This window comes from Roseobacter sp. AzwK-3b (genome assembly GCF_000170875.1).
GTDB lineage: Bacteria > Pseudomonadota > Alphaproteobacteria > Rhodobacterales > Rhodobacteraceae > Roseovarius > Roseovarius litoreus.
In genome coordinates this window covers 18,646-42,456 of the sequence record NZ_ABCR01000008.1, presented here as the reverse complement: position 1 = coordinate 42,456, position 23,811 = coordinate 18,646, and the positions used below count along the sequence as shown (strand labels likewise).

Annotated in this window: 25 protein-coding genes; 14 read left to right on the top strand and 11 right to left on the bottom strand. The window is 66.2% G+C overall.

Going from position 1 to position 23,811, the window contains the following annotated elements:
- Positions 1 to 14 precede the first annotated feature (14 nt).
- Both yghU and RAZWK3B_RS14100 read right to left on the bottom strand, forming a co-directional pair.
- Positions 15 to 890, bottom strand: coding sequence for a glutathione-dependent disulfide-bond oxidoreductase (yghU, locus tag RAZWK3B_RS14105; RefSeq protein ID WP_007816270.1), 876 nt, complete (start codon positions 888 to 890; stop codon positions 15 to 17).
- A gap of 167 nt (positions 891 to 1,057) precedes the next feature.
- Positions 1,058 to 2,170: an S-(hydroxymethyl)glutathione dehydrogenase/class III alcohol dehydrogenase gene (locus tag RAZWK3B_RS14100; protein WP_007816269.1), complete on the bottom strand. Its 1,113-nt coding sequence runs from the start codon at positions 2,168 to 2,170 to the stop codon at positions 1,058 to 1,060.
- Positions 2,171 to 2,283: 113 nt separating this feature from the next.
- Here RAZWK3B_RS14100 and RAZWK3B_RS14095 point away from each other — a divergent pair, with 113 nt between their 5' ends.
- From RAZWK3B_RS14095 to RAZWK3B_RS14080, 4 genes are all read left to right on the top strand, one after another.
- Entirely contained in the window at positions 2,284 to 2,547 is a 264-nt protein-coding gene (locus RAZWK3B_RS14095; protein ID WP_037295918.1) for an I78 family peptidase inhibitor, read from the top strand.
- Between the two features lie 74 nt (positions 2,548 to 2,621).
- Positions 2,622 to 4,274 carry a Y-family DNA polymerase gene (locus RAZWK3B_RS14090; protein WP_007816267.1) on the top strand — a complete coding sequence of 551 codons (1,653 nt, stop codon included), beginning with the start codon at positions 2,622 to 2,624 and terminating at the stop codon, positions 4,272 to 4,274.
- 126 nt (positions 4,275 to 4,400) lie between these two features.
- The gene (locus RAZWK3B_RS14085; RefSeq protein WP_007816263.1) at positions 4,401 to 4,745 is read left to right on the top strand and encodes a DUF2794 domain-containing protein; all 345 of its coding nucleotides are present in this window, start codon (positions 4,401 to 4,403) and stop codon (positions 4,743 to 4,745) included.
- 67 nt (positions 4,746 to 4,812) lie between these two features.
- Complete coding sequence (locus RAZWK3B_RS14080) at positions 4,813 to 5,208, top strand: DUF4149 domain-containing protein (protein ID WP_007816262.1); 396 nt, start codon at positions 4,813 to 4,815, stop codon at positions 5,206 to 5,208.
- A gap of 23 nt (positions 5,209 to 5,231) precedes the next feature.
- Here RAZWK3B_RS14080 and speB read toward each other — a convergent pair whose 3' ends face one another.
- From speB to RAZWK3B_RS14060, 4 genes are all read right to left on the bottom strand, one after another.
- Positions 5,232 to 6,203, bottom strand: a complete 972-nt coding sequence (speB, locus tag RAZWK3B_RS14075) for an agmatinase (RefSeq protein ID WP_037295916.1) — start codon at positions 6,201 to 6,203, stop codon at positions 5,232 to 5,234.
- Positions 6,200 to 7,051, bottom strand: coding sequence for a C40 family peptidase (locus RAZWK3B_RS14070; RefSeq protein WP_007816259.1), 852 nt, complete (start codon positions 7,049 to 7,051; stop codon positions 6,200 to 6,202). Before RAZWK3B_RS14070 ends, speB begins: the two co-directional genes overlap by 4 nt.
- A complete protein-coding gene (locus RAZWK3B_RS14065; protein WP_007816257.1) occupies positions 7,048 to 8,427 on the bottom strand; it encodes a leucyl aminopeptidase family protein in 1,380 nt (459 codons plus the stop codon). Before RAZWK3B_RS14065 ends, RAZWK3B_RS14070 begins: the two co-directional genes overlap by 4 nt.
- Before the next feature lie 68 nt (positions 8,428 to 8,495).
- Positions 8,496 to 8,897 carry a hypothetical protein gene (locus RAZWK3B_RS14060; RefSeq protein ID WP_007816255.1) on the bottom strand — a complete coding sequence of 134 codons (402 nt, stop codon included), beginning with the start codon at positions 8,895 to 8,897 and terminating at the stop codon, positions 8,496 to 8,498.
- Between the two features lie 132 nt (positions 8,898 to 9,029).
- Between RAZWK3B_RS14060 and RAZWK3B_RS14055 the strand changes: the two genes are divergently transcribed.
- Positions 9,030 to 9,680 (top strand): carbonic anhydrase, encoded by a 651-nt coding sequence (locus tag RAZWK3B_RS14055; RefSeq protein ID WP_007816253.1) that lies wholly within the window; start codon positions 9,030 to 9,032, stop codon positions 9,678 to 9,680.
- 38 nt (positions 9,681 to 9,718) lie between these two features.
- On the opposite strand, the gene RAZWK3B_RS14050 is transcribed toward RAZWK3B_RS14055, so the two are convergent.
- Together RAZWK3B_RS14050 and RAZWK3B_RS14045 are read right to left on the bottom strand one after the other, a co-directional pair.
- A complete protein-coding gene (locus tag RAZWK3B_RS14050) occupies positions 9,719 to 10,315 on the bottom strand; it encodes a pyridoxamine 5'-phosphate oxidase family protein (RefSeq protein ID WP_157132272.1) in 597 nt (198 codons plus the stop codon).
- Between the two features lie 44 nt (positions 10,316 to 10,359).
- Entirely contained in the window at positions 10,360 to 11,997 is a 1,638-nt protein-coding gene (locus RAZWK3B_RS14045; RefSeq protein ID WP_007816248.1) for a DUF4139 domain-containing protein, read from the bottom strand.
- A 157-nt stretch (positions 11,998 to 12,154) separates the two neighbouring features.
- Between RAZWK3B_RS14045 and RAZWK3B_RS14040 the strand changes: the two genes are divergently transcribed.
- Positions 12,155 to 12,670, top strand: a complete 516-nt coding sequence (locus tag RAZWK3B_RS14040) for a hypothetical protein (RefSeq protein WP_007816245.1) — start codon at positions 12,155 to 12,157, stop codon at positions 12,668 to 12,670.
- A 3-nt stretch (positions 12,671 to 12,673) separates the two neighbouring features.
- Here RAZWK3B_RS14040 and RAZWK3B_RS14035 read toward each other — a convergent pair whose 3' ends face one another.
- From RAZWK3B_RS14035 to RAZWK3B_RS14025, 3 genes are all read right to left on the bottom strand, one after another.
- Positions 12,674 to 13,696, bottom strand: a complete 1,023-nt coding sequence (locus tag RAZWK3B_RS14035; protein ID WP_007816244.1) for an aspartate-semialdehyde dehydrogenase — start codon at positions 13,694 to 13,696, stop codon at positions 12,674 to 12,676.
- A 77-nt stretch (positions 13,697 to 13,773) separates the two neighbouring features.
- Positions 13,774 to 14,949: an MFS transporter gene (locus RAZWK3B_RS14030; RefSeq protein WP_007816242.1), complete on the bottom strand. Its 1,176-nt coding sequence runs from the start codon at positions 14,947 to 14,949 to the stop codon at positions 13,774 to 13,776.
- A 125-nt stretch (positions 14,950 to 15,074) separates the two neighbouring features.
- Positions 15,075 to 15,998 (bottom strand): histone deacetylase family protein, encoded by a 924-nt coding sequence (locus RAZWK3B_RS14025; protein ID WP_007816240.1) that lies wholly within the window; start codon positions 15,996 to 15,998, stop codon positions 15,075 to 15,077.
- Positions 15,999 to 16,098: 100 nt separating this feature from the next.
- Between RAZWK3B_RS14025 and RAZWK3B_RS14020 the strand changes: the two genes are divergently transcribed.
- From RAZWK3B_RS14020 to RAZWK3B_RS13985, 8 genes are all read left to right on the top strand, one after another.
- On the top strand, positions 16,099 to 17,436 hold the full coding sequence (locus tag RAZWK3B_RS14020; RefSeq protein ID WP_007816238.1) for a mechanosensitive ion channel family protein: 1,338 nt from the start codon (positions 16,099 to 16,101) through the stop codon (positions 17,434 to 17,436).
- Positions 17,437 to 17,630: 194 nt separating this feature from the next.
- Complete coding sequence (gene rsfS, locus RAZWK3B_RS14015) at positions 17,631 to 17,996, top strand: ribosome silencing factor (RefSeq protein ID WP_007816236.1); 366 nt, start codon at positions 17,631 to 17,633, stop codon at positions 17,994 to 17,996.
- Positions 17,997 to 18,467, top strand: a complete 471-nt coding sequence (gene rlmH / locus RAZWK3B_RS14010; RefSeq protein ID WP_007816234.1) for a 23S rRNA (pseudouridine(1915)-N(3))-methyltransferase RlmH — start codon at positions 17,997 to 17,999, stop codon at positions 18,465 to 18,467. It begins immediately after the preceding gene.
- Between the two features lie 230 nt (positions 18,468 to 18,697).
- Positions 18,698 to 20,215, top strand: coding sequence for a 2,3-bisphosphoglycerate-independent phosphoglycerate mutase (gene gpmI / locus RAZWK3B_RS14005; protein ID WP_007816230.1), 1,518 nt, complete (start codon positions 18,698 to 18,700; stop codon positions 20,213 to 20,215).
- Positions 20,212 to 21,342, top strand: a complete 1,131-nt coding sequence (locus RAZWK3B_RS14000; protein WP_007816228.1) for a murein hydrolase activator EnvC family protein — start codon at positions 20,212 to 20,214, stop codon at positions 21,340 to 21,342. Before gpmI ends, RAZWK3B_RS14000 begins: the two co-directional genes overlap by 4 nt.
- Positions 21,343 to 21,345: 3 nt before the next feature.
- Complete coding sequence (locus tag RAZWK3B_RS13995; protein WP_007816226.1) at positions 21,346 to 22,683, top strand: S41 family peptidase; 1,338 nt, start codon at positions 21,346 to 21,348, stop codon at positions 22,681 to 22,683.
- Positions 22,684 to 22,805: 122 nt separating this feature from the next.
- Positions 22,806 to 23,300 (top strand): RNA pyrophosphohydrolase, encoded by a 495-nt coding sequence (locus RAZWK3B_RS13990; RefSeq protein ID WP_007816224.1) that lies wholly within the window; start codon positions 22,806 to 22,808, stop codon positions 23,298 to 23,300.
- The gene (locus RAZWK3B_RS13985; protein ID WP_007816222.1) at positions 23,297 to 23,791 is read left to right on the top strand and encodes a hypothetical protein; all 495 of its coding nucleotides are present in this window, start codon (positions 23,297 to 23,299) and stop codon (positions 23,789 to 23,791) included. Before RAZWK3B_RS13990 ends, RAZWK3B_RS13985 begins: the two co-directional genes overlap by 4 nt.
- The last annotated feature ends 20 nt before the right edge of the window (positions 23,792 to 23,811 follow it).

The window sequence follows — 23,811 nt, the reverse complement described above, 5'->3', positions numbered from 1 at the left end:
GGTGCGGTGGCGGATCAGTCGGGCGTGCCGATCTTGTCCTGGGTGCGGGTGTCGAAATCCGATGCGGCGTGACGTTCCAGCAATTGCTCATGCGGCGCGCCGCTGGTGCGGTTGACCATGCGGCCCCGCTGCACCGCCGGGCGGGCATCGAGCTTTTTCGCCCAGGCCATCACGTTTTCATAGCTGTCGGCCTCGAGGAAGGTGGCCGCGTCGCCATATTGGCGCCCGAGCACCAGGTTGCCATACCAGGGCCAGATCGCCATGTCCGCGATGGAATAGGCGTCACCGGCGATGAAGGGCCGCTCGGCCAGCTGGCGGTCGAGCACATCGAGCTGACGCTTGGTTTCCATGGTGAAGCGATCGATCGGATACTGCCATTTCTCGGGCGCGTATTGGTAGAAATGACCGAAACCGCCGCCCAGATAGGGCGCGCTGCCCATCTGCCAGAAGAGCCAGTTCAGAACCTCGGTGCGGGCGGGGCCGGAGGCGGGCAGGAAAGCACCGAATTTCTCGGCCAGATGCAGCAGGATCGAGCCGGATTCGAACACCCGAAGCGGTTCTGCCCCGGTCCGGTCCACCAGCGCGGGGATCTTGGAATTGGGGTTGATCTCGACAAAGCCGCTGGAGAACTGGTCGCCTTCGGTGATGCGGATGAGCCAGGCATCGTATTCGGCGTCATGGCCCGCGGCGAGAAGCTCTTCGAACATCACGGTGACCTTGACCCCGTTGGGGGTGCCCATCGAATAGAGCTGGAACGGGTGCTCGCCCACCGGCAGGTCCTTGTCATGGGTGGCACCCGCGATGGGCCGGTTGATCGAGGCGAAGCGGCCGCCCGATTCGGCTTGCCATGTCCAGACTTTGGGGGGCGTGTAGCTGTTGGTGTCGCTCATGTGCTGCGTCCTTCTGAAAGGCGGGCTGTCGATGAAGTTGCGATAACAGGTAACCGGTCGCGCGCATGATGCAATCTGCGACGGCGCACAGGCGCCTGTGCAGACCCGGCCCTGAGACTGGTTCTGACACTGGCCCTGACCCACGCGGGATCAGGGCCGATGACAGATCAGTAGACCACGACGCTGCGGATCGATTCGCCCGCATGCATCATGTCGAAGCCCTTGTTGATCTCGTCGAGCTTGAGCGTATGGGTGATCATCGGGTCGATCTCGATCTTGCCGTCCATGTACCAGTCGACGATCTTGGGCACATCCGTGCGCCCGCGCGCGCCGCCGAAGGCGGTGCCTTTCCAGACGCGGCCGGTAACCAGCTGGAAGGGGCGGGTGGAGATCTCGGCACCGGCAGGGGCCACGCCGATGATGATCGATTCGCCCCAGCCCTTATGCGCGGATTCGAGCGCTGTGCGCATCACGCCGACATTGCCGGTGGCATCGAAGGTGTAATCGCCGCCGCCGCCGGTCAGTGCCACGAGATGCGCGACCAGATCGCCCTCGACTTCGGTCGGGTTGACGAAATCGGTCATGCCGAAGCGGGTGGCCATCTCGACCTTGCCGGGGTTGAGATCGACGCCGACGATCTGATCGGCCCCCGCAAGGCGCAGGCCCTGGATCACGTTGAGGCCGATGCCGCCAAGCCCGAAGACGATGGCGCGGCTGCCGATTTCCACCTTGGCGGTGTTGATGACGGCCCCGATGCCGGTGGTGACGCCGCAGCCGATATAGCAGATCTTGTCGAAGGGCGCGTCGCGGCGCACCTTGGCCAGTGCGATTTCCGGCAGAACCGTATGGTTGGCGAAGGTCGAACAGCCCATGTAATGCAGGATCGGCGTGCCATCGAGCATGGAAAAGCGCGAGGTGCCATCGGGCATCAGGCCTTGACCTTGGGTCGCGCGGATCGACTGGCACAGGTTGGTCTTGGGGTTGAGGCAGTAGTCGCATGTCCGGCATTCCGGCGTGTAGAGCGGAATCACGTGATCGCCCACCTCGAGGCTGGTGACGCCGGGGCCGACCTCGACCACGACGCCGGCGCCTTCATGGCCCAGAATCGCGGGAAAGAGCCCTTCGGGATCGGCGCCCGAGAGGGTGAAATCATCTGTGTGGCACAGGCCCGTGGCCTTGACCTCGACCAGGACTTCGCCCGCCTTGGGGCCGTCCAGGTTCACATCCATGATCTCGAGCGGTTTGCCCGCTTCGACGGCGACGGCAGCTGTGGTACGCATTGGGATGTCCTCTCGTTCCGGTTTCCGGGGACTTTGCGGCAAAGCGCGCCGGGTTTCAATGATGGCGTGGGCCAGCGAGGGGCGACAGGATCGGGGCCTTGGGGAGGGATGTCATGCGACGGCGGATAATGGCGGGGCTGGCGGGGCTGATGCTGGCGGGCTGCATGCAGGAGACGCCCGCGCTACCGGACGCATGCGGCGCCGGGGCGCTGCAGATGCTGCGTGGCCAGCCGGGCGAGGCCTTGGACGGCATGGCGCTCGAGGGCCCGGTCCGGGTGCTGCCGCCCGGCGCGATGATGACGATGGATCACCGGCCCGAGCGGCTGAATGTGGAGCTGGACGCGGCGGGGCGGATCGCCCGGCTGTGGTGCGGATGAGGCGCGGCGCATCGGGACTCGACTCGGGGCATTGGGCGGCCTAGATATGGAACAAATAGTGAACATATGCTGCCATGCCCGCCCGTCGTATTCTGTCCGTCTGGTTTCCCCGCCTCGGAGCCGAGCGCCTGTTGCGCCGGATCGGGGAGGGTCATGACCTGCCCTTTGCCGTGGTCGATCAGACCGGGCAGACGCAGATCCTGTCGTCCCTGTCGGCGAAGGCCGCAGCGATGGGGCTGCGCGCGGACCAGCCGTTGCGCGATGCCCATGCCATGTGTGCGGGGCTGGTGACGCGGACGCGGAACGCACAGGCAGAGGCCGCGTTTCTGCAAGCCCTTGTGCGGTGGGCGGGGCACTTCTCGCCCTGGGTTGCGGCACAGGGAGAGGACGGGCTGGCGCTTGATATCACCGGCTGCGCGCATCTTTTCGGGGGCGAGGCGGCGCTGGTGGAGCGGCTGGCGCAGGAGGCGGGAGCCTTTGGCCTGACGGCCTGCTGCGGGCTGGCCGATACGGTGGGCGCGGCATGGGCGCTGGCGCGCTATGCGGGCCGCGCGCCGGGGCATGAGCGGTCGGGCGATGCCATCGACCAGGAGGCGCGCGCCACGCGGTCGCGGGCCGCCAAGCGCCGCCACTGGGAGCGCGGCGGCACCGCGCCGATGGCGCAGGGGGGCGGTATCGCCCCGCGCATCGCCCCGCCGGGACAGACCCATGGCGCGCTGGCCGATCTGCCGGTGGCGGCCCTGCGGCTGGACCCCGAGACGGTGGCGCAACTGGGCCGGCTGGGACTGCGCCGGGTGGGCGATCTGACGGGCCAGCCGCGCGCGCCGCTGGCGCGGCGGTTCGGCCGGGGGCTGGTGATGCGGCTGGATCAGGCGCTTGGCGCGGTGCCCGAACCCGTCTCGCCGCAGCGCGAAGCGCCGCATTTCGCCACCCGGCTGACCCTGCCCGAGCCGATCGGGATGACCGAGGATATCCTGGCCGCGCTGGACCGGCTGCTGCCCCGCCTGTGCGAGCGGCTGCGCGACAGGGGGCAGGGCGCGCGCCGTGTCCGGCTGCAGGCGTGGCGGGTGGATGACACGGTGCAGAGCGTCGAGCTGGGGCTGGCACGCGCGGCACAGGCGCCCGAGCGCATCCGCCCGCTTCTGGCGATGAAGCTGGAGGAGATCGACGCGGGCTTCGGCATCGACATCCTGCGCCTTGAAGCGGTGCAGACCGAACCGGTGCATGCACGCACTGTCACGGGCCATGTCGGCGCGACCGAGGCGGCCCGCGCGCGGATGGCGGGCGACACGGGGCTGGAAGACCTGATGGGCCGGATCGGCGGACGGATCGGGCTGGAGGCGATCACCCGGCGTCATCCCGCCAGCAGCCATATCCCGGAAAAGACCGCGCAGGTGCTGGCGGCCGCCTGGTCAGAGCCGGCGACAGGCTGGCCCGCGCCACCCGTGCCGCGCCCGCTGATGATGTGCCGCCCCGAGCCGGTGATGGCACCCGACCGCCCCACCCCGCCCGATCGCTTTCGCTGGCGCGGGCGCGCGCATGATCTGATCGGCGCCACAGGCCCGGAGCGCATCGCGCCGGAATGGTGGCTGGACGAGCCCGATTGGCGCAGCGGGGTGCGCGACTACTGGCAGGTGACCACTGCGCGGGGCGACCGGCTGTGGCTGTTCTATGCCCATGGCGCGGCCTTGAGTTCGGGCTGGTTTTGTCATGGCAGGTTCGCGTGATCGGCGGCTTGGGGGCCGAGAAAATTCGCGAATTTTCCCAGATGGTTTTTTTCTGCGAAAAAAATCCTGTCCAGCGGCGCGCACGAATTGTCTTGATTTGCGCGCGGCGCGGCGCAACTCTGCAGCATGACGTTTCAATCGCCTTCCCAGTTTCCGGCCCGTGGCGCCCCGGAACCGGTGGCTTTCCACCGCACGGAGCTGAGCGTGATCCTGTCGGTTTACGGTCGCATGGTCGCCGCCGGGGAATGGCGCGATTACGGCATTTCCTGTCTGCGCGATGTGGCGATCTTCTCGGTCTTTCGCAGAACCGCCGAACACCCGCTCTACCGGATCGAAAAGCGCCCGCGCCTGCGCAACCGGCAGGGACAATATGCGGTGATCGGCATGGATGGGCAGGTGCTCAAGCGCGGTCACGACCTGCGCACCGTGCTGCGCGTGCTGGAGCGCAAGCTGATCCGCGCGGTGGAGTGACGCGGCCTCTGGCCGGCCCGACCGGCTGTCCTACGTCCACCGAGCAACCCGCACGGAGGACACTCCCATGGAGATCGCCGCCCTTCTGATCACCGCGCTGCTTTTCGGCGGCATGGTGCTTTATGCCTTCGGCTTCGCCGCCTTCGTCTTCAGCGCCCTGCCGGGCGAGACGGCGGGACCGCTGATCCGAAAAGCCTTTCCGCATTTCTATCTGTTCGTGCTGGCCTGCGCCATGTTGGCGGCGGTGCTGCTGGCGCTGAACGATCTTCTGGGCGCCGGGATCATGGCGGCGATCGTTCTGAGCACGATCTATGCACGGCAAATCCTGATGCCCGCAATCAATGCCGCCACCGATGCCGGGGAAAAGCGCCGGTTCAAATGGCTGCACGGCCTGTCCGTCGCGATCACGCTGGCCCATATCGGCGGGGCTGCGGTGGTTCTGGTGCGGCTGGCGGGCGCCTGAGGCCCCCGCCCCGCTATTCCGGTCTAACGGGAAGCGGCGATGCGGGCCGCCATCACGCAGATCAGCTCGAACATGATCGACACGCCGAGAAACGCCGTGCCGCCCGATGGATCGAAGGGCGGAGAGACCTCGACCATGTCGGCGCCGACGATATCGAGCCCCTCGAGCGCACGCACCACCTGCAGCGCCTGATAGGAGTTTGGCCCGCCCACCTCGGGGGTGCCGGTGCCAGGGGCGAAGGTGGGATCGACGAAGTCGATATCGTAGCTCACATAGGTGGCGCCATCGCCCACGATCTCGCGGGCTTCGGCCATCACATCCTCGACGCCACGGGCGTGGAACTCTTCGATCAGGATGAGGCGGATGCCGTTGGCGGCGGCGAAATCGCGATCTTCGGTGTCATACATCGTGCCGCGCAAGCCGATCTGGACGACGCGCCGCGGGTCCAGCAGACCCTCTTCCACCGCGCGGCGGAAGGGCGTGCCATGGGTATACATCGTGCCGCCGAAATACGAATGGTACAGGTCCGTATGGCTGTCGAAATGGACCATGCCCAGAGGCGCGTCCCTTGCCAAAGCGCGCAGGATCGGCAGCGAGGACAGGTGATCGCCGCCCGCCGTCATCGGGATGATCCCGGCGAACTTGATCCCGTCGTAAAAGGCGGTGATCCGGGTCATCGAGTCGATGATGTCGGCGGGGTTCGGCCCGACATCGCCCAGATCGGCGCAATTCACCGTCTCGAACGGGCGCATCCCGCTGGTGGGGTGCTGCGCGCGGATCATCGTCGAGGCGTCGCGCAACTGACGAGGGCCGTGGCGCGGGCCGGGACGGTTGGTGGTGCCCGAATCCCAAGGCACCCCGATCAGGCCGATATCGACATCGGCGAAGCGCTCATGCCCCGGCGCCACATGGGGCAACCGCATGAAGCTGGGCACCCCGGCAAAGCGCGGCAGATCCAGCCCCGAAACGGGATGAAAGAAGGCGTCCGACATCATGATCCTCCAAGTCGTTTGCGCGCGGTCACCGGGCCATCGCCCTGCGCCGCGATCCTGTCGATGGCCTGTGCCAGCGGCTCGTATGCCACGGCCATGTGATACGCGTTGGCATGCAAGAGCGTGTCTGCGTCCGACACCCAGCCGACATGCCCTTTCCAGAACAACAGATCGCCGCGCCGCAGGGGCGCATCGATTGGCAGGGGCTGACCCAGCTCGGCGGCCTGCATGTCGCTGTCGCCGGGGCAGGTGATGCCGCAGGCCAGGCAGGCCAGTTGCACCAGCCCCGAACAGTCGATGCCCATGGCCGAGTTGCCGCCCCACAGATAGGGCGTGCCGATCAACCGTTCGGCCACGCTGACCGGGTCCTCCTCGGGGGTGTCCACCGGGCGCAGATGCACACGCGGCACATAAAGCGGCCCCTGTGGTGTCATGAGGCGGGACCAGCGCCCCTCCTGCACCGAGACATGGACCCGCGCACCGAGGCTGAGGGCCAGGCACTCGGTCCCGGTCTTGAAATCCGCAGCACTCAGCGCCTGCGTCATGCGCACCGACACCACATGCGTGACGGGATGCGAGGGGCGGGCCAGCGCCGCGCTTGCGATATAGCCGGCATAGCCATCGCGCAGCGCATAGCCGAACACATGGCCGCCCCTCTCTTCGAGCAGGCGGACACCCTCGCCATAGACCAGTTCGCGCAATCGCGCGCCCCCCGGCGCGTCCAGGATCGCGGCGGTGGGCTGGATCACCTGACGGTCCTCGCCCTCGACGAAGAGATCGGCCTCGACCTGACCGACAAGGGCTGCGTCGGCGACGCGCCCGTTGGAATGGAGGCGCCGGCGGTCGGTCACAGCTTGAGCACGTCCGGGAGTGCGGCAAGCAGCGCGCGCGCGCCCATGCCGACACCGCCCTTGGGGCGGGCGGGCGCGGGCGTCGGGTTCCATCCATAGATGTCGAAATGGGCATAGCGCCCGGTTCCGGCGAAGCGGCGCAGGAACAGCGCCGCGGTGATCGCCCCGGCAAAGCCACCCGAGGGCGCGTTATCGAGATCGGCGATGCCCGGTTCGATCATCGCCTCGTAAGGCGTATGGAAGGGCAGACGCCAGACCGGATCGGCCACCTGTGCCGCCGCCTGATCCAACGCCTGCGAGAGCGCCGCGTCATCGGTGAAATAGGGCGAGAGATCAGGCCCAGCCGCCACGCGCGCCGCCCCGGTCAGGGTGGCCATCGACACCATCAGGTCGGGCGTTTCCTCGGCGGCGTAGGACAGGGCATCGGCCAGCACCAGACGGCCTTCGGCATCTGTGTTGTTGATCTCGACCGTCAGGCCATTGCGCGCGGTGAGGATATCACCGGGCCGGAAGGCGCTGCCCGAGACGGCATTTTCCACCGCCGGGACCAGCACGCGCAACTGCAGCGGCAGGCGCAGATCCATGATCATCTGCGCCAGTCCCAGCACGGTGGCAGCCCCACCCATGTCCTTTTTCATCAACCCCATGCTGGAGCCGGGCTTGAGGTTCAGCCCGCCCGTGTCGAAACACACGCCCTTGCCCACCAGCGTCAGCGCAGGCCCGCTGTCGCCCCACCGCATGTCGATCAGCCGCGGCGCCCGCGCCGAGGCGCGGCCCACCGTGTGGATCATCGGGAAGTTCCGATCCAGCAGCGCCTCGCCCCGGATCACCTCGATCGACGCGCCATGGCGGGTGGCGAGCGTGGCACAGGCCCCTTCCAGTTCCGCCGGTCCCATATCCGAGGCGGGGATGTTGATGAGATCGCGGGTCAGCGCCTCACCGGCGGCGATGGATTCGATCCGGGCGGCATCCACACCCTCGGGGGCGATCAGCCGCGCGGTGCTGTGCTTTTGCGCGCGGTAGCGGTCGAAGCTGTAATGCGACAAGAGCCAGCCAAGCGATTCCTCGGCGGCGCGCGCAGGATCAAGCCCGTGCAGGGCATAGGTGCCTTCGGGAAGGTGCGCCGCCGCCCCCGCCAGATGGAAGCGGCCCCGCGCGCGCGTCTCGGGCGTGCCGTATCCCGCCAGCGCCATGGCGATGCCGCCCTGCGCATCGGGGATCAGGACCACGCTGCCAAGCTGGGCCGCGAACCCTGTGGCGCGCACCCAACGCGTGACCGTGTCGGGCTGGTCGGCCAGCCAATCGTCAAGCCCGCCCTGGTCGATCACATGCAGGGCAATGGCCGCCGAATCGGCGGGGGCGAATGTCAGGTCCATGGGGCGCGTCCCTTTGTCGTTTGGTCTTTTGCCGCCAGCCTATCCGCCCTGTCGCCGCCTGCAAGCGGTCATATGCTCAGATCGCGGATATCCCACATTTCGCCAAGGCAGGTTTCACCGATCCGCAAGAGCCGCGCCAGCGTCGCCGCCAAGGCGACGGGATCGCCCTCATCGATACAGGCAGTCACATGGCCCGCGAAACGCGCCAGTTTGCCCATCCCGATCTGGTCGGAGATCGCAATCAGGCTGCGCACCGTGCGGCGCATGTCGGCCAGCCGCCCCTCGCGATGGCAGCGTTCGGCATGCGACAGGCGCACGGCCACTTCCTCGAGCGCGCGACAGATCACGTTTTCGGCCGCCGCCTCGCCCAATTGGGACACAAGCATGTCCAGACGGTCGCAATCCAGCCGAACGGTTTCGGCCTGTTTCAGTAAGGTCACTTGTTCCAAAGTCTCACCCCGGTCTTGCATCGCTCCCACGCGACGAAGGGCAGAATGACGCGCCAAGGTTCCCAAATGCTTTAGGCAGAGTGATATTCTCTCTCGAATTCGCGGCGAATTGCCACTATCAGGGCCTGCAAGACCCAAATCAAAGTGACGACGATGGAACACGCCCGCCCCCTGCCCACCTATCTGGTGCATCGCTACCACGGCTGGAAAGCGACCGCCTATGCCGAGAACCAGGCCTGGTATCGCAGACTGGCGGAAGACGGGCAGCACCCGCGCGCGATGATGATTTCGTGCTGTGACAGCCGGGTGCATGTCACCTCGATCTTCGGGGCCGATCAGGGCGAGTTCTTCATTCACCGCAATATCGCCAATCTGGTGCCGCCGCACAAACCCGACGGGCAGCAGCACGGCACCTCGGCGGCGGTGGAATACGCGGTCACCGCGCTGAAGGTCGCACATGTGATCGTGATGGGTCATTCCAATTGCGGCGGCGTGCAGGGCTGTCTGGATATGTGCAGCGGCAAGGCCCCCGCACTGGAGGAGAAATCCAGCTTCGTGGGCCGCTGGATGGACATCCTGCGCCCCGGCTATGAGCGGGTGAAGGACATCGCCGACGAAGGCCAGCAACGCAGCGCGCTGGAAAAAGAGGCGGTCGTCGTCTCGCTGGAAAACCTGATGACCTTTCCCTTCGTGGCCGAAGCGGTCAAGGCGGGCACATTGACCTTGCATGGCCTGTGGCACGAGATCGGCGAAGGCGGCGTCGAGCAATACAGCCCCAGTACGGGCGGGTTCGTTCCGATCTGAAGCGGTGGTCGCGCCGTCAACAAGCGCTCCACAAGAGATCAATAGAGCGTGCGCCGATACCCCGCCTCGACCGCCTGTTGCGAGAGATCCTCGGGGGCGATGCCCACCTGATCGCGCAGGATTTCATTGAGCGTCGCCACGGGCCGGTCCGAGGGCCAGCTGTCAGGCGCCCAGAGACCGGCGCGCATCGGCGCCTTGCCACAATGCAGATAGGCCTCGTCGATGCGCACGCGCAGCACGGTTTTCGGCACCCGCCCCCTGAGCGCACAGCGCGCACACAGATCGGCATCGTCATGGATCGTGGCATGGCCATTGACCCGAAGGGTTTCATCCACCGACGGGATCAGGAAAATCAGCGCCACCTGCGGATGGCGCAGGATGTTCAGAAGCCCGTCCAGCCGGTTGTTGCCGGGACGGTCGGGGATCAGCAGGTGCCGATCATCCTCGACCTGCACGAACCCCGCCGGATCGCCCTTGGGCGAGACATCGAGCGTCGTCCCATCGCTGGTCCCCAGCACCATGAACGGAGAGGCGCCGACAAAGGCGCGGCAATGGCTGTCCAGCCGGTCCAGCACCTTGACGGCGGCGCGCGGGCTGACCGCGCCATAAAGCGCGCGCAGGCGGTCTTCGGTCATCATCGGGCGATCCTTTCGGCATGGTCGTGCACTGGCGCGGACATTCAGCGCAGCAGCTTTCCTTCGGGCCATTCCAGCGTGTAATCCAGAACGATCTCCTGCGTGGCGGCGGGCTCCAGCGTGAAGCGCCATTCCAGCACGCCGCGCTTGCCGTCCACATCCTGCGCGGCAGGGCGCGGCGCGGCGGTCCAGTCGATCTCGAGCTCCTGTTGTTCGGAATAGGGCACCCTGTCGAGCACGCGCAGCGGCCACGGCTCGGCGGTCAGGTTCTCGACCTCGATCCGGATGGTTTCCTCGAGCGCATTGGAGGCGGTGAACACCCCGCGCCCGCCCTCTTCACGCGACGGGATCATGCGGGTGAGGCGCAAACCGTCGATGGGGCCAAACGACAGCTCGGCCTCGGCGCCCGCCGGGATCATCGCGATCGGGCGCTGGCCCACGAACCGCTCATCCAGATAGAAGCGCGCCTCGTCGGTGGGCAGGATCAGCTCGCGGTCATCATTGGTGAACCCCGCCATGAGGAAGGCGCGGTCATCGAGAAGCGGCACGGCGCGGGCGATGGGATCGGCGGGCCGCTCGATCAGCCCAAGGTCCACGCGCACCCGGTCGGCACCCGACGCAACCGAGACCGTCCCGGGATAGACATAGCGCACCGACAGCCCGTCGAATTCCGGCGCGGCCTGTGTGATCATGGCAGGGGCTGGGGCGGCCATGGACTCGGCCTGCGGTGCGGCGCTGTCGAAGGACGCCTCGGCACCGCGCGACAGGGTCTTGGGCTGCATCTGATCGGGATCGAAGACCCGGCGCAGCCAGGGCCAGATCTCGGAGGGGGCGGTCTGCTCGGACGGGCGGCTGGTGGACAGGGTCAGCGCCACATCCTGCCAGTTCTCGCCGGTGGATTGCTGCAGGAATGCGCCGCGCGCGATGCTCAGGCGCGCAGCGTCACGGTCGAGCCGAACATCATAGGCCGGCTGCCAGCCCGCATCGGGCACAGTATAGGCCACCCGCACCATGCCTTGCGTGTCGGCATCAGCGGTGATCGCGACGGCCAGCATGGCGCGCGCGGCATCCTCGGGCACCAGCGCGCGCAGGGCGGCGCGGGCCTCCTCCAGATCGTCGCGCAGATCGCCAAGCCCACGGTCGGCGGCATCGGCGCGCTGGCGGGCCTCGAGCGCGGCTTGCCGCGCGGCCAGCCCCTCTTGTCCGATCATCGTGACCAGATCGCGCAGCGCGGCGGGGTCCATCCCCGCCAGCGCCCGAGACGTGCCCAGCTGATCCAGAAAGGCCACACGCGCCACGGCCGCCTCTTCTTCGAGGCGGATCGCCTCGACCCCGGCTTCGGCATCGCGCAACGCGGCCTCCAGACGCGCCACCTCGGCGCGGGCCGCTTGCAGGGCTGCGGTCTCTTCGGCGCTGCGCGGCGGCACGTCATCGTCGCGCAGCGCGATGTCATTGAGCTGTGCCCCCTCGACCGAGACGCGCACCGACGACAGCGGGACCGAGACCGGCAGATCGGTGAGGATCAGCCGGTGGCTGCCCTGCGGCGCGGCAAAACCCGCCTCGCGGATGACCGTGCCGCCCTGCGGATAGAGCGTGACATCGGTGACCCGGCTGGTGACGGGGATATCCTCGGCCCATGCAAGGACGGGTGCGACAATCAAAAGGCAGGCAAGGGCGCGCATGGGGACACCTCCTCGGGGTCTCGGGATCGCTGTGGAGCTCGGCCGACTATCCCCCCGCATGGCGGCGGATGGCAAGGGCGCTGTGCCACGGGACGCGGATTCATGCTTTGCTAACCATGATGCGGCAGTCTGGCGGAATCATGCGGGATGAGGCGTCATGCTGGAACGGATCGAGATGAAAATGCATGTCGACATGCTGCGCGCGGCCAGCGCGCTGGCACGGCAGCGCGACGTGACGGTCGGGCAACTGGTGCGCGATCTTCTGGCGCGCGAAATCACCCGCGCCCATGCGAGACCGCCCATCAGGGCGGATGAACGGCTTGTCGCCCCCTTGCGGGCCCGCCTCGCGGACGATCTCGCCCATGCGACCGGCTGGGAAGACCTGCAGGCGCGATTGCAGGCCAAGGGCTACGTCCTGCGCGCCTCGGGCGGCGGGCTGGCCCTTCATGACTGGCCCGGCGACAGGCGCATCTGCAAGGCGTCCGAACTGGGGTTCAGCTATGCGCGGCTGATGCGCCGCTTCGGTGCGCCCTTCCCTGACCACCCGCACGGCCACCTGATCGCCCGCCATCTGCCGCAAGGCAGCAGCGCGGCCCATCCCCAAGCGCAAACCGAAACGGGCGCCCCCGAAGGGACGCCCGATACCGATGTCGACGTGATCGAACCGTGCTGAGGATCAGCCCTTTTTCAGCACCCGCTTGCCAAGGGTCTCGGCGATCTGCACCGCGTTGAGGGCAGCCCCCTTGCGCAGGTTGTCGCTGACGCACCACAGGTTGAGACCATTCTCGATCGTGGTGTCCTGACGGATGCGGCTGATGAAGGTGGCAAAATCGCCGACGCATTCCACCGGCGTCACGTAACCGCCGCTTTCGCGCTTGTCGATCACCATGATCCCCGGCGCCTCGCGCAGGATGTCGCGCGCCTCGTCCTCGTCCAGAAACTCTTCGAACTCGAGGTTGATCGCCTCGGAGTGACCGACGAAAACCGGCACCCGCACACAGGTCGCGGTGACCTTGATCGAGGGATCGACGATCTTCTTGGTCTCGGCGACCATCTTCCATTCTTCCTTGGTCGAGCCGTCTTCCATGAAGACGTCGATATGCGGAATGACGTTGAAGGCGATCTGCTTCTGGAAGGTCTTGGGCGGCACTTCGGAGGTGGGGTTGTAGACCGACTTGGTCTGATCCCAGAGCTCGTCGATGCCATCCTTGCCAGCACCCGACACCGACTGATAGGTGCTGACCACCACGCGCTTGATGCGCGCGCGGTCATGCAGGGGCTTGAGCGCCACGACCATCTGCGCGGTCGAGCAGTTGGGGTTGGCGATGATGTTCTTCTTGGCATAGCCGTCCACCGCCTCGGGATTGACCTCAGGCACGACCAGCGGCACGTCCGGATCATAGCGATAGAGCGACGAGTTATCGATCACCACGCAGCCCGCTGCGGCGGCTTTCGGCGCATGGATCTTGGTGGCGTCCGAGCCGATGGCGAAAAGCGCGATATCCCAGCCAGTGAAATCGAACGCGTCGAGATCCTTGGTCTTGAGGGTCTGGTCGCCAAAGCTCACCTCGGTTCCAAGCGAACGGCGCGAGGCGAGTGCCGCGATCTCGTCCACCGGGAACTGGCGCTCGGCCAGGATGTTCAGCATTTCGCGGCCCACATTGCCCGTGGCGCCCACGACGACGACCTTGTACCCCATTTTTCAATCTCCGGATTCACAAGAGGTTTCGGAGCCGGGGACATATACGCTTCCCCAGGTGATTGAAAGGGGGCGCGTCAGCTTCGGTTGTCGCGGCTGGCGAGGTAGATCAGCGTCCCGGCCAGATGCACGAGGCCGAAAAACCCGAAGAGAAGCACATAGCCCGCAATGGGATCGCCTGCGGCCTGCCCCGCTGCATGGACCGGCCCGGAGACGAATTGCGCCACCCCAACGCCACCAATCCCGAAGAGGTTCAGAAGCGTGACGCCCCGCCCCGCCAGATGCGCCGGAAAGAAGGTGCGCGCATGAGCGATCAGCACCGGGAAAGAGGCGCCGAAAAAGCCCATCGCGGCACATAGCGCGATCGACAGCACAACGCCCTGCCCCACCGTCGCCGCCAGCGCCAGCGCCGCTCCGGCCGCAAACAGGTTTCCGGTGAAGATCACCCATTTATGGGTGCCGAAGATCCGGTCCAGCGGGCCATAGCAGAGCGTGCCGCAGATCATCGCCACGCCCATCACCAGCGTCGCCTGACCGATCTGTGCCGTGCTCAGCGCAAAGACATCGCCCAGATAGGGCCCCATCCACAGCCCCCGCACCGCCGCCGAGGGCGCATAGCCCACGAACATCAGCGGAAAGATCGCCCACAAGGCCGGCATCCGCAGCAGATCCAGCAGCGAGCCTTTTGTGTCCCCCTCGGCCGCGGGCGGATCGCGCACGAAGACCGCAAGCCCAACAGCCACCCCCGCCGACACCAGCGCGAGCCCGCCCAGCGCCGCGCGCCAGCCCATCGTCTCGGCCGCCAGCGCCATCGGGTAGGAGGCCACGAGATTGCCCACCGACCCCACCCCCAGCATCAGCGCCGCCAGCGTGGCGAACCGCGCCGGCGCGAATTGCCGCGCGAAGATGTAATAGGACGCCATCAGCACGGGCGAACAGCCCACCCCGATCAGCAGCATCGCGATGTTGATATGGGCCGGCCCCTGCGCCAGCGCAAAGACCGCCGCGCCGCCACCGCCGCCGATCAGCAACAGGACGGACGCCGTGCGCCGCGGTCCGATCCGGTCCAGCGCCCAGCCCACCGGCAATTGCATCGCGGCGAAGGCGATGAACCAAAGCCCCGAGGCAAAGGCCAGATCGTCGGGCCGCGCGCCGATATCACGCTCGAGCAAGGGGCTGAGAACGGCGAGAAACGCCCGGAAAAACTGGCTCAGAACATACGCGAGGCACAACAGGCCAAGTCCGGCGCGCATGGTGTCATCCTTTTCAGAAGGCCGCAGATCGGGCGGTGTTCGGACGGCATCAGTGGCACTTTGCCGCGCCGGAGGCAAGACCGGGCGACATGCTCGGCGCGCCCGGCCAGACCGGCCCCGAAGGATCAGCCGCGCGCGATCAGCACATCGACATGCGCCGCGGCACTGGCGGCCAGCGCCTGCAGATCGTAGCCCCCTTCCAGACAGGACACCACGCGCCCGCCGCAATGGGCCTGTGCCAGATCGCAGAGCCGCCCGGTGACCCACTCGAAATCGGCCTCGGTCAGGTTAAGCTCGGCCAGCGGATCGGCATGATGCGCATCGAACCCCGCCGAGATCAGGATCAGCTCGGGCGCGAACGCCTCGATCGCGGGAAAGACCCGGTCCTCATAGGCGGCGCGAAACACCGCCCCGTCGCTGCGCGGCGCAAGCGGCAGGTTCAGGACATTGCCATGCGCGCCCGTCTCGTCCGGGGTGCCGGTGCCGGGCCAGAGCGGCGACTGGTGCGAGGACACGAACAGGCTGCGCGCCTCGGACCACAGAAGATCCTGTGTCCCGTTGCCGTGATGCACGTCGAAATCCACCACTGCGACACGGGATAGCCCGTGACGTTCCATCGCGTGCCGTGCCGCGATGGCCACCGTGCCAAACAGGCAAAACCCCATGGTGCGCTCGGTTTCGGCGTGGTGCCCGGGCGGGCGGGTCGCGACAAAGGCGTTGCCCGCCTGACCGCCCAGCACCGCATCCACCGCCGCCAGCGCACCGCCCACACCGCGCAGCGCCGCGTCAAGCGAGCCGGGCGACATCCAGGTATCAGCATCGAGCTGCACGATCCCCTCATCGGGCACGGCGGCGCGCACCCGGTCGATATGCGACTGCGGATGGCACAGGCGCAGATCCTCCTCCGAGGCAAGCGGCGCCTCGGCCCGCATCAGATCGCGCCCCTCCAGCGCGGCCAGGACATGGCTCAGCCGCGCCACCTGTTCGGGGTGGCCCTGCGGCGTGAGATGATCCAGGCAATCGGTATGGGTGAAAAGCGCGGTGGTCATGACAGTCTCCCTCTGGTGTGGCGCGAAAATGACCGTGCTTGGGGGGGCTTGTCCAGAGCAGGCTTGCCGCCGGACCCGCCCCCGTGGCAGTCTTGCCGGAATGGAACCCGAAACGCTTCCGGCACCTCAGGACATCGCGATAGGTCTTTGGGATCAGGCCCAGACCCTTCTGGATCACCTGATGCGGCCATCGAACACCTATCAGGTGGGTATCGCGCTTGGGCTGTTCGTGACCGCGCATCTGATGGCGCGGCTGCTCGGGCCATATCTGCACGCCTGGATGCGCGGCCGCGAGGGCTGGCCCAAATGGCGGATGCGGTTTCTGGTCCTGATGCATCGGCGCCTGCGGCTGATCCTGTTCGTGCTAATGATCTGGCCACTGGTCTTCGTGCTGCAACTGACCACATGGCCCAGCCGATCCTACCTGCTGTCGATCGCGGGCGAACTGGCGCTGGCATGGCTGCTGATCGCGCTCATCACGCGGTTCATCCTCAACGGGTTTCTGCGCGCCGTGGTGCGCTATGCCGCCTGGACATGGGTGACGCTTGGCATTCTGGGCCTGACCGACGAGGCGCGCGGCCTGCTGGACAGTGCCGCCATTCAACTGGCGGGAATGCGCCTGTCGCTGTGGATGGTGCTGCAGGCGGTCGCGGTGGTGGCCGTGCTGCTGTTCGCAGCGCGCTTCGTGTCGCGGGTCACCGCCGCGCAAATCCGCCGCAACGACGAGATTTCGCCCTCGATGCAAGTGCTGGCCGTGAAGCTGCTGCAGGTCATGCTCTATGGTGCAGCGTTTTTCATCGGGCTGCGCGCCGTGGGCGTGGACCTCACCGGGCTTGCGGTGCTGTCGGGTGCCATTGGCGTGGGGCTTGGCTTTGGTCTGCAAAAGGTGGTGTCGAACCTTGTGTCGGGCGTGATCCTTTTGCTGGATCGGTCGATCAAGCCGGGCGACGTGATTTCACTTGGCGAGACCTTCGGCTGGATCAACAGCCTGGGGGCGCGCTATGTGTCGATCACCACCCGCGATGGCCGCGAATACCTCATTCCGAACGAGGATCTGATTACCGGACAGGTGGTGAACTGGTCGCATTCGGATGAATACGTGCGGCTGGATATCCATTTCGGCACCGCCTATTCCGACGATCCCCACAAGGTCCGGCGCATCGCCGTGGAGGCCACCAAGAGCGTGGACCGTGTGCTCGAGTTCAAGCCGCCGGTCTGCCATATCGTGGGCTTCGGCGACAGCAGTGTGGATTACATCCTGCGCTTCTGGATCAGGGACCCGACGGGCGGGCTGACCAACATCCGGGGCAATGTCTTTCTGGCGCTTTGGGATGCGTTCCGCGACAACGGCATTTCGATCCCGTTCCCGCAGCGCGAGGTGACACTTCTCGAAGGGTCCGAGGTGAGGACAACCACCGCGCATGGCGGCTCGGACTGACTCCGGGTCGGCCCCGGCAGGCATCGCTTGGCCGATGCACCCGGCCCTGCAATGCATTCATTGAAATATCCCCTTTCTGTTGCTAGATTTGACTTACGCCCGGCACCGGGGCTCAACGGTGTGCAACGAAGGAGGACCATGTCCTGTCTTTTACGGTTGATGCGGCTGGAGCCGCTGAACAAGGGGGGCCTCTGATGGCGCCCATTCTGGACGTGACAAGCGAAGCACAGCTTGACTGCATCCTTACCTCACTCGACGACGACAAGGCCGAAGAGATCGTGCAGATCGACCTGCGCGGCAAATCCGCCATGTGCGACTACATGGTGATCTGCTCGGGGCGGTCATCGCGTCAGGTCTCGTCGATCGCCGAAAAGCTGGCCGAACGGCTCAAGCAGAAATTCGGTGTGTCGAGCAAGATCGAAGGCAAGGAAACCGGAGACTGGGTGTTGATCGACACGGGCGACGTTGTCGTGCATGTCTTCCGCCCCGAAGTGCGCGACTTCTACCAGCTCGAGAAAATGTGGTTGCCCACGCGGGCCGCTGCCACTGCAGACAGCTGAATGCGCGTCCATATCTGCGCGGTGGGCCGGATGAAAACCGGCCCGGAACGCGCATTGATCGACGATTACCAGACCCGATTCGACAGAACGGGCCGGCCCTTGGGGCTTGGCCCGCTTCAGCTGCATGAGGTCGAGGACCGCAAGGGCGGCGGGATGGAGGCCGAAGCGGCGCTTCTGGACCGCAGCCTGCCCAAAGGCGCGCTCTGCGCGGTGCTCGATGAACGCGGGCAGGTGATGCCCTCGCCGGATTTCGCCGACCTGCTGGCGCGCTGGCGCGACGAGGGGCGCGGCGATGTGGCCTTCGTGATCGGCGGCGCCGATGGTCTGGACCCCGCGCTGCGCCAGCGGGCGGATTTCAGCCTGTCCTTCGGCAAGATGGTCTGGCCGCATATGCTGGTGCGGGTGATGCTGGCCGAGCAGCTGTATCGCGCGGCCTCCATTCTGGCGGGCAGCCCCTATCACCGGGCCTGAATTACCGGGTCTGACGGGGTGCCGCGCAACGCGCGCCGTATTAATCGCGGTTATCCCGCGCAGGAGCACCGACGCGATACCGACGTTATACCGACACGATACCGAGGGCCGCAGCTTGGCTTTTCCCCAGTGATTTAACCCGATTCGCGCCCGGCGCGGCTTTTCGGCGCTTCACCCCGCCGCCCACAAACGCTAGAACGCCCTCATCAAGGCGGAAGCAGGCAAAGAACATGAGTAGCGCAAAACCCGTTGTCCTGTGCATTCTCGACGGCTGGGGCCTGTCCGACCGGACCGAGGCCAACGCGCCCGTTCTGGCCGATACGCCCAATTTCGACCGGATGATCCAGACCTGCCCGCATGCCACCCTGATCACCCATGGCCCCGATGTGGGCTTGCCTACGGGGCAGATGGGCAATTCCGAAGTCGGCCATACAAACATTGGCGCAGGCCGCGTGGTTGCGATGGATCTGGGTCAGATCGACCTTGCGATCGAGGATGGAAGTTTCTTTGAAAACAAGTCCTTGAAGGCTTTCATCGGGGCGATGAAAGCCTCGGGCGGGACGGCGCATCTGATGGGGCTGGTATCGGATGGCGGGGTGCATGGGCATCTCGATCACATCCTTGCCGCGACCCGCGCGATTGCCGAGGCCGGTGTGCCTGTGGCCCTGCACGCCATCACGGACGGGCGCGACGTGCTGCCCAAATCCGCCCGCGGCTTTCTGGAACGGCTGGAATCCGAGATGGCCCCGGGCGTCCGGATCGCCACGGTGATCGGGCGCTATTTCGCGCTGGACCGGGACAATCGCTGGGACCGCGTGCAGGAAGCCTATGAGGCGATGATCCACGCCAAGGGCGCGCGCGCCCGCACCGCCCGCACGGCTGTGACCAACGCCTATGCCCGCTCGGAAACCGACGAATTCGTGACACCCACCGTGATCGGCGACTATCCCGGCGCACAGGATGGCGACGGCCTTTTTTGCTTGAATTTCAGGGCGGATCGCGCGCGCGAAATCCTGTGTGCGTTGGCCGAACCGGGCTTTGACGCTTTCGATCCGGGCACCCGTCCCGATTGGGCGGCCCTCTTGGGCATGGTCGAATATTCCGACCTGCACAACACCTTCATGCAGACCGTGTTCCCCGCGCGAGAGATCGTCAACACGCTTGGCGAATGGGTCGCCAAACAGGGCAAGCGGCAGTTTCATCTGGCCGAAACCGAGAAATATCCTCATGTCACCTTCTTCCTGAACGGCGGCAAGGAAGCCCCCGAACCCGGCGAAGACCGCTACATGGCGCCGTCTCCCAAGGTGGCCACCTACGACCTGCAACCTGAAATGAGCGCCGCCGAAGTCACCGACCATCTGGTTGCGGCCATCGCCGAGGGCTACGATCTGATCGTGGTCAACTATGCCAATCCCGACATGGTCGGGCATACCGGCGATCTCGCGGCGGCGATGGCGGCCTGCGAGGCGGTGGATCGTGGTCTGGGGCAAGTTCTGGACGCGCTCGAGACCCATGGCGGCGCGATGATCGTCACCGCCGATCATGGCAATTGCGAGGTCATGGTCGATCCCGAGTCCGGAGGGCCGCATACCGCGCATACGCTGAACCCGGTGCCGGTGATCCTTGTGGGCGGACCGCAGGAGGCACGGCTTGGCAAGGGCCGGCTGGCCGATCTGGCGCCCACGATCCTCGAGCTGATGGGCCTGCCCAAGCCCGAGGAAATGACCGGAAAGAGCCTGTTGTCATGAGGTGGCTTGCGGCGCTGGCATGGGTTTTCGTAGCCGGTGGCGCCTTGGCCCAGACCGATCCCGCCGACGCGGCGCGCGCCGCCGCCGAACGTCTTGCAGAGGCCAGCGAGATGCTGGAAGCGGCCGATGGCGCACGCAACCGGGTCAAGGCACTGACCGAGACCATCCAGGCCTATCAGGACGGTTTGCAGGCAATGCGCGAAGGGTTGCGCCGGGCCGCGATCCGCGAAGAAACCCTGAGCCGTGACCTGCAATCGCGCGAAGACGAGGTGGCCCAGCTTCTGGGTGTGCTGATGGCCATGGGCGACACGCCCGCACCGGTCCTGTTGCTGCATCCGTCAGGGCCGGTGGGCACGGCACGCTCGGGGATGATCGTGGCGGACGTGACACCGGCCCTCAATGCCCGCGCCGCCGATCTGCGCCAGACACTGGAAGAGGTGACCATCCTGCGCGCGCTGCAGCAAAGCGCCGTCAACACGCTGCGCGACGGTCTGGAAGGGGTGCAGGAGGCGCGCACGGCCCTGAGCAAGGCGATTGCCGATCGCACCGATCTGCCGCGGCGGTTTACCGAAGACCCGCTCAAGACCGCTTTGCTGATCGCCTCGACCGAGACGCTGGAGGGGTTCGCCAGCGGCTTGAACGAGATCGCCCAGGATGAGGTGCCCGGAAGCCTGCCGGGGATCGAGGACCGCAAGGGGCAACTCAACCTGCCGGTGGATGGCCGCATCCTGCGACGCGCCGGAGAGGCCGACGCCGCCGGAATCACCCGTCCCGGGATTGTGATGGTGACGCGGCCTCGGTCCTTGGTCACGACGCCCACCGCCGCGACGGTGCGCTATCGCGGCCCGCTGCTGGATTACGGAAACGTGATTATTCTGGAACCTCAGGCCGGAATTTTGCTGGTGCTTGCCGGTCTCGACGTGGTCTATGGTGAAGCCGGACAGGTCATCCCGGGGGGCAGCCCGGTTGGTCTGATGGGCGGGGCGACCGATATGGATGATGTGATCCTGACCGGGACCGGTCAGGAGACGGGTGCCAGACAGACGGAAACGCTCTATATTGAAGTGAGAGAAAACAACACTCCGGTAAATCCTCTGGAGTGGTTCAGGACAGACAAGGATGACTGATTGATGAAGAAATTCCTTATGGCCGCCGCTGCCGGAACGCTGGCCGGGATCGTTGTGACCACCCAAGTGGCCGCCCCCCTGCTGGCCCAGGAAGCGGAAAAGCAAACCAATGTGTACGAGCAGCTGGACCTGTTCGGCGACATATTCGAGCGTATCCGCTCGCAATATGTCGAAGAGGTGGACGAGGGCGAGCTGATCGAGGCGGCCATCAACGGCATGCTGACCTCGCTCGATCCGCATTCGAGCTACCTGTCGCCGCAGGATGCCGCTGACATGCGCGTGCAGACCCGTGGCGAATTCGGCGGCCTTGGCATCGAGGTCACGCAGGAAGACGGTTTCGTCAAGGTCGTCTCGCCGATAGACGGCACGCCCGCCGACAATGCCGGGATCGAGGCAGGGGATTTCATCACCCATGTCGACGGTGAAAGCGTTCTGGGACTGACGCTGGATGAGGCGGTCGACCTGATGCGCGGCCCGGTCGGCAGCGAGATCATCATCACCGTGGTGCGCGAAGGCGAGGCGGAACCGTTCGACGTGTCGATCATCCGCGACACGATCACCCTGACTGCCGTGCGCACGCGGACCGAGCAGAATGCGGTCATCCTGCGCGTCACGACCTTCAACGATCAGACCTACAAGAACCTCGAGGAAGGTCTTGCCGAACAGATCGAAGCGGCCGGTGGGGCCGACAAGGTCAGTGGCATCGTGCTGGACCTGCGCAACAATCCCGGCGGCCTGCTGACCCAGGCGATCAAGGTGTCGGATGCGTTCCTCGACAAGGGCGAGATCGTGAGCACACGCAGCCGTGACCCCCAGGATGGCGAGCGCTTCAACGCCACGGCGGGCGATCTGGCCAATGGCAAGCCGATTGTCGTTCTGATCAACGGCGGCTCTGCTTCGGCCTCCGAGATCGTGGCCGGTGCGCTGCAGGATCATCACCGAGCGATCGTCGTGGGCACGAAAAGCTTCGGCAAGGGGTCGGTCCAGACGGTCATGCCCCTGCGCGGCGATGGCGCCATGCGGTTGACTACGGCGCGCTACTACACGCCGTCGGGCCGGTCGATTCAGGCGCTTGGCGTCTCGCCGGACATCGTCGTGGAACAGCCGCGCCGCAGCCCCGACACCGAAGAGACCGAGGAAAATCCCCGCGGCACGCGCTTCGAAGCCGATCTGCGCGGGCGTCTGGACAATGACAGCCTGTCCGAGGACGAGCGCAAGCAGATCGAAGAGGAGCGCGCCCGCGCCGAAGCCTCGGCCAAGCTGCGCGAAGACGACTACCAGCTGGCCTATGCCATCGACATCCTCAAAGGTCTGGCCACACTGGGTGGCCCGGCACAGTAAGCCGCCGCTGATGTCCAACGATCCGCCCGCCGGCCCGCCCGGCGGGCGGTTTGCGTTACGCCCCCGCTTGACCCGCAGCCCGCGGTTTCGCAAAAGTGGCGCCCGAAATGAAAGGCCCGGATATGACACCCGAAGACATCGCCCGCCTGCCCTATCGCCGCAATGTGGGCGTCATGCTGGTCAACGAAAATGGCCATGCCTTTGTCGGCCAGCGCATCGACCGCCAGCCGCATGAGCCCCCGGCGTGGCAGATGCCGCAGGGTGGCATAGATGCCGGAGAGGACCCGCGCGAGGCCGCCTTGCGCGAATTGGAGGAAGAAACCGGCGTCACCCGCGATCTGGTCACCATCGAGGCCGAGACCGATGACTGGCTGCTCTACGAGTTGCCGCATGAGCTTGTGCCGCGCCTGTGGAAAGGGCAGTTCCGGGGCCAGGAGCAGAAATGGTTCCTGCTGCGCTTTCACGGCACCGACGATCAGGTCCGGATCGATGCCGACGATCATCAGGAATTCTCGGAATGGCGCTGGATGGCGCCCGAAGAGCTGCTGGACAATATCGTGCCCTTCAAGCGCGGCGTCTATGAACGGGTGCTTGCGGCCTTCGGAGACCGGCTGTGATCCGCGAGCTGGCGGGGTTGGCGCTGCTGACGGCGATGGCCGGTCCGGCGCTGGCGCTGTCCTGCCTGCCGCATGACATCGCGCGCAGCTATGCCGAAGCCGATCAGGCCGAAGAGACCTATGTCATCGTGCGCGGCGTTCTGGTGTTCGACGAAACGGCGCTGCCAGTGGCCGACATGGACCGCCAGCACGAGACCCCGCCAAACACCGTTATCCCTGCGCAGCTTACAGGGCAGGCTCTGACGCGGGACGGCTTCACCCTGCCCTTCGACCAGCCCATTACGCTGAACGCGCAATGCTTTGGCCCGTGGTGCGCCGGGGCGCGTTCGGGGATCAAGTATCTGGGATTTCTGGAACAGACCGGCGAGGGCTATGGCCTTACTGTCACGCCCTGCGGCGGTTTCGGCTTTCCCGAGCCATCGGAAAAAACGCTGGAGCGGGTGCAGAGCTGTTTTCGCGGTGGCCCCTGCGCGCCCGAAACCTTTCAATGAAACCGTTCCCTAAAGCGTTC

Excerpts from the sequence above, each read along its gene's own strand:
- yghU (WP_007816270.1), bottom strand. The coding sequence starts at position 890 with ATGAGCGACACCAACAGCTACACGCCCCCCAAAGTCTGGACATGGCAA.
- RAZWK3B_RS14100 (WP_007816269.1), bottom strand. The coding sequence starts at position 2,170 with ATGCGTACCACAGCTGCCGTCGCCGTCGAAGCGGGCAAACCGCTCGAG.
- RAZWK3B_RS14095 (WP_037295918.1), top strand. The coding sequence starts at position 2,284 with ATGCGACGGCGGATAATGGCGGGGCTGGCGGGGCTGATGCTGGCGGGC.
- RAZWK3B_RS14090 (WP_007816267.1), top strand. The coding sequence starts at position 2,622 with ATGCCCGCCCGTCGTATTCTGTCCGTCTGGTTTCCCCGCCTCGGAGCC.
- RAZWK3B_RS14085 (WP_007816263.1), top strand. The coding sequence starts at position 4,401 with ATGACGTTTCAATCGCCTTCCCAGTTTCCGGCCCGTGGCGCCCCGGAA.
- RAZWK3B_RS14080 (WP_007816262.1), top strand. The coding sequence starts at position 4,813 with ATGGAGATCGCCGCCCTTCTGATCACCGCGCTGCTTTTCGGCGGCATG.
- speB (WP_037295916.1), bottom strand. The coding sequence starts at position 6,203 with ATGATGTCGGACGCCTTCTTTCATCCCGTTTCGGGGCTGGATCTGCCG.
- RAZWK3B_RS14065 (WP_007816257.1), bottom strand. The coding sequence starts at position 8,427 with ATGGACCTGACATTCGCCCCCGCCGATTCGGCGGCCATTGCCCTGCAT.
- RAZWK3B_RS14060 (WP_007816255.1), bottom strand. The coding sequence starts at position 8,897 with ATGCAAGACCGGGGTGAGACTTTGGAACAAGTGACCTTACTGAAACAG.
- RAZWK3B_RS14055 (WP_007816253.1), top strand. The coding sequence starts at position 9,030 with ATGGAACACGCCCGCCCCCTGCCCACCTATCTGGTGCATCGCTACCAC.
- RAZWK3B_RS14050 (WP_157132272.1), bottom strand. The coding sequence starts at position 10,315 with ATGACCGAAGACCGCCTGCGCGCGCTTTATGGCGCGGTCAGCCCGCGC.
- RAZWK3B_RS14045 (WP_007816248.1), bottom strand. The coding sequence starts at position 11,997 with ATGCGCGCCCTTGCCTGCCTTTTGATTGTCGCACCCGTCCTTGCATGG.
- RAZWK3B_RS14040 (WP_007816245.1), top strand. The coding sequence starts at position 12,155 with ATGCTGGAACGGATCGAGATGAAAATGCATGTCGACATGCTGCGCGCG.
- RAZWK3B_RS14035 (WP_007816244.1), bottom strand. The coding sequence starts at position 13,696 with ATGGGGTACAAGGTCGTCGTCGTGGGCGCCACGGGCAATGTGGGCCGC.
- RAZWK3B_RS14030 (WP_007816242.1), bottom strand. The coding sequence starts at position 14,949 with ATGCGCGCCGGACTTGGCCTGTTGTGCCTCGCGTATGTTCTGAGCCAG.
- RAZWK3B_RS14025 (WP_007816240.1), bottom strand. The coding sequence starts at position 15,998 with ATGACCACCGCGCTTTTCACCCATACCGATTGCCTGGATCATCTCACG.
- RAZWK3B_RS14020 (WP_007816238.1), top strand. The coding sequence starts at position 16,099 with ATGGAACCCGAAACGCTTCCGGCACCTCAGGACATCGCGATAGGTCTT.
- rsfS (WP_007816236.1), top strand. The coding sequence starts at position 17,631 with ATGGCGCCCATTCTGGACGTGACAAGCGAAGCACAGCTTGACTGCATC.
- rlmH (WP_007816234.1), top strand. The coding sequence starts at position 17,997 with ATGCGCGTCCATATCTGCGCGGTGGGCCGGATGAAAACCGGCCCGGAA.
- gpmI (WP_007816230.1), top strand. The coding sequence starts at position 18,698 with ATGAGTAGCGCAAAACCCGTTGTCCTGTGCATTCTCGACGGCTGGGGC.
- RAZWK3B_RS14000 (WP_007816228.1), top strand. The coding sequence starts at position 20,212 with ATGAGGTGGCTTGCGGCGCTGGCATGGGTTTTCGTAGCCGGTGGCGCC.
- RAZWK3B_RS13995 (WP_007816226.1), top strand. The coding sequence starts at position 21,346 with ATGAAGAAATTCCTTATGGCCGCCGCTGCCGGAACGCTGGCCGGGATC.
- RAZWK3B_RS13990 (WP_007816224.1), top strand. The coding sequence starts at position 22,806 with ATGACACCCGAAGACATCGCCCGCCTGCCCTATCGCCGCAATGTGGGC.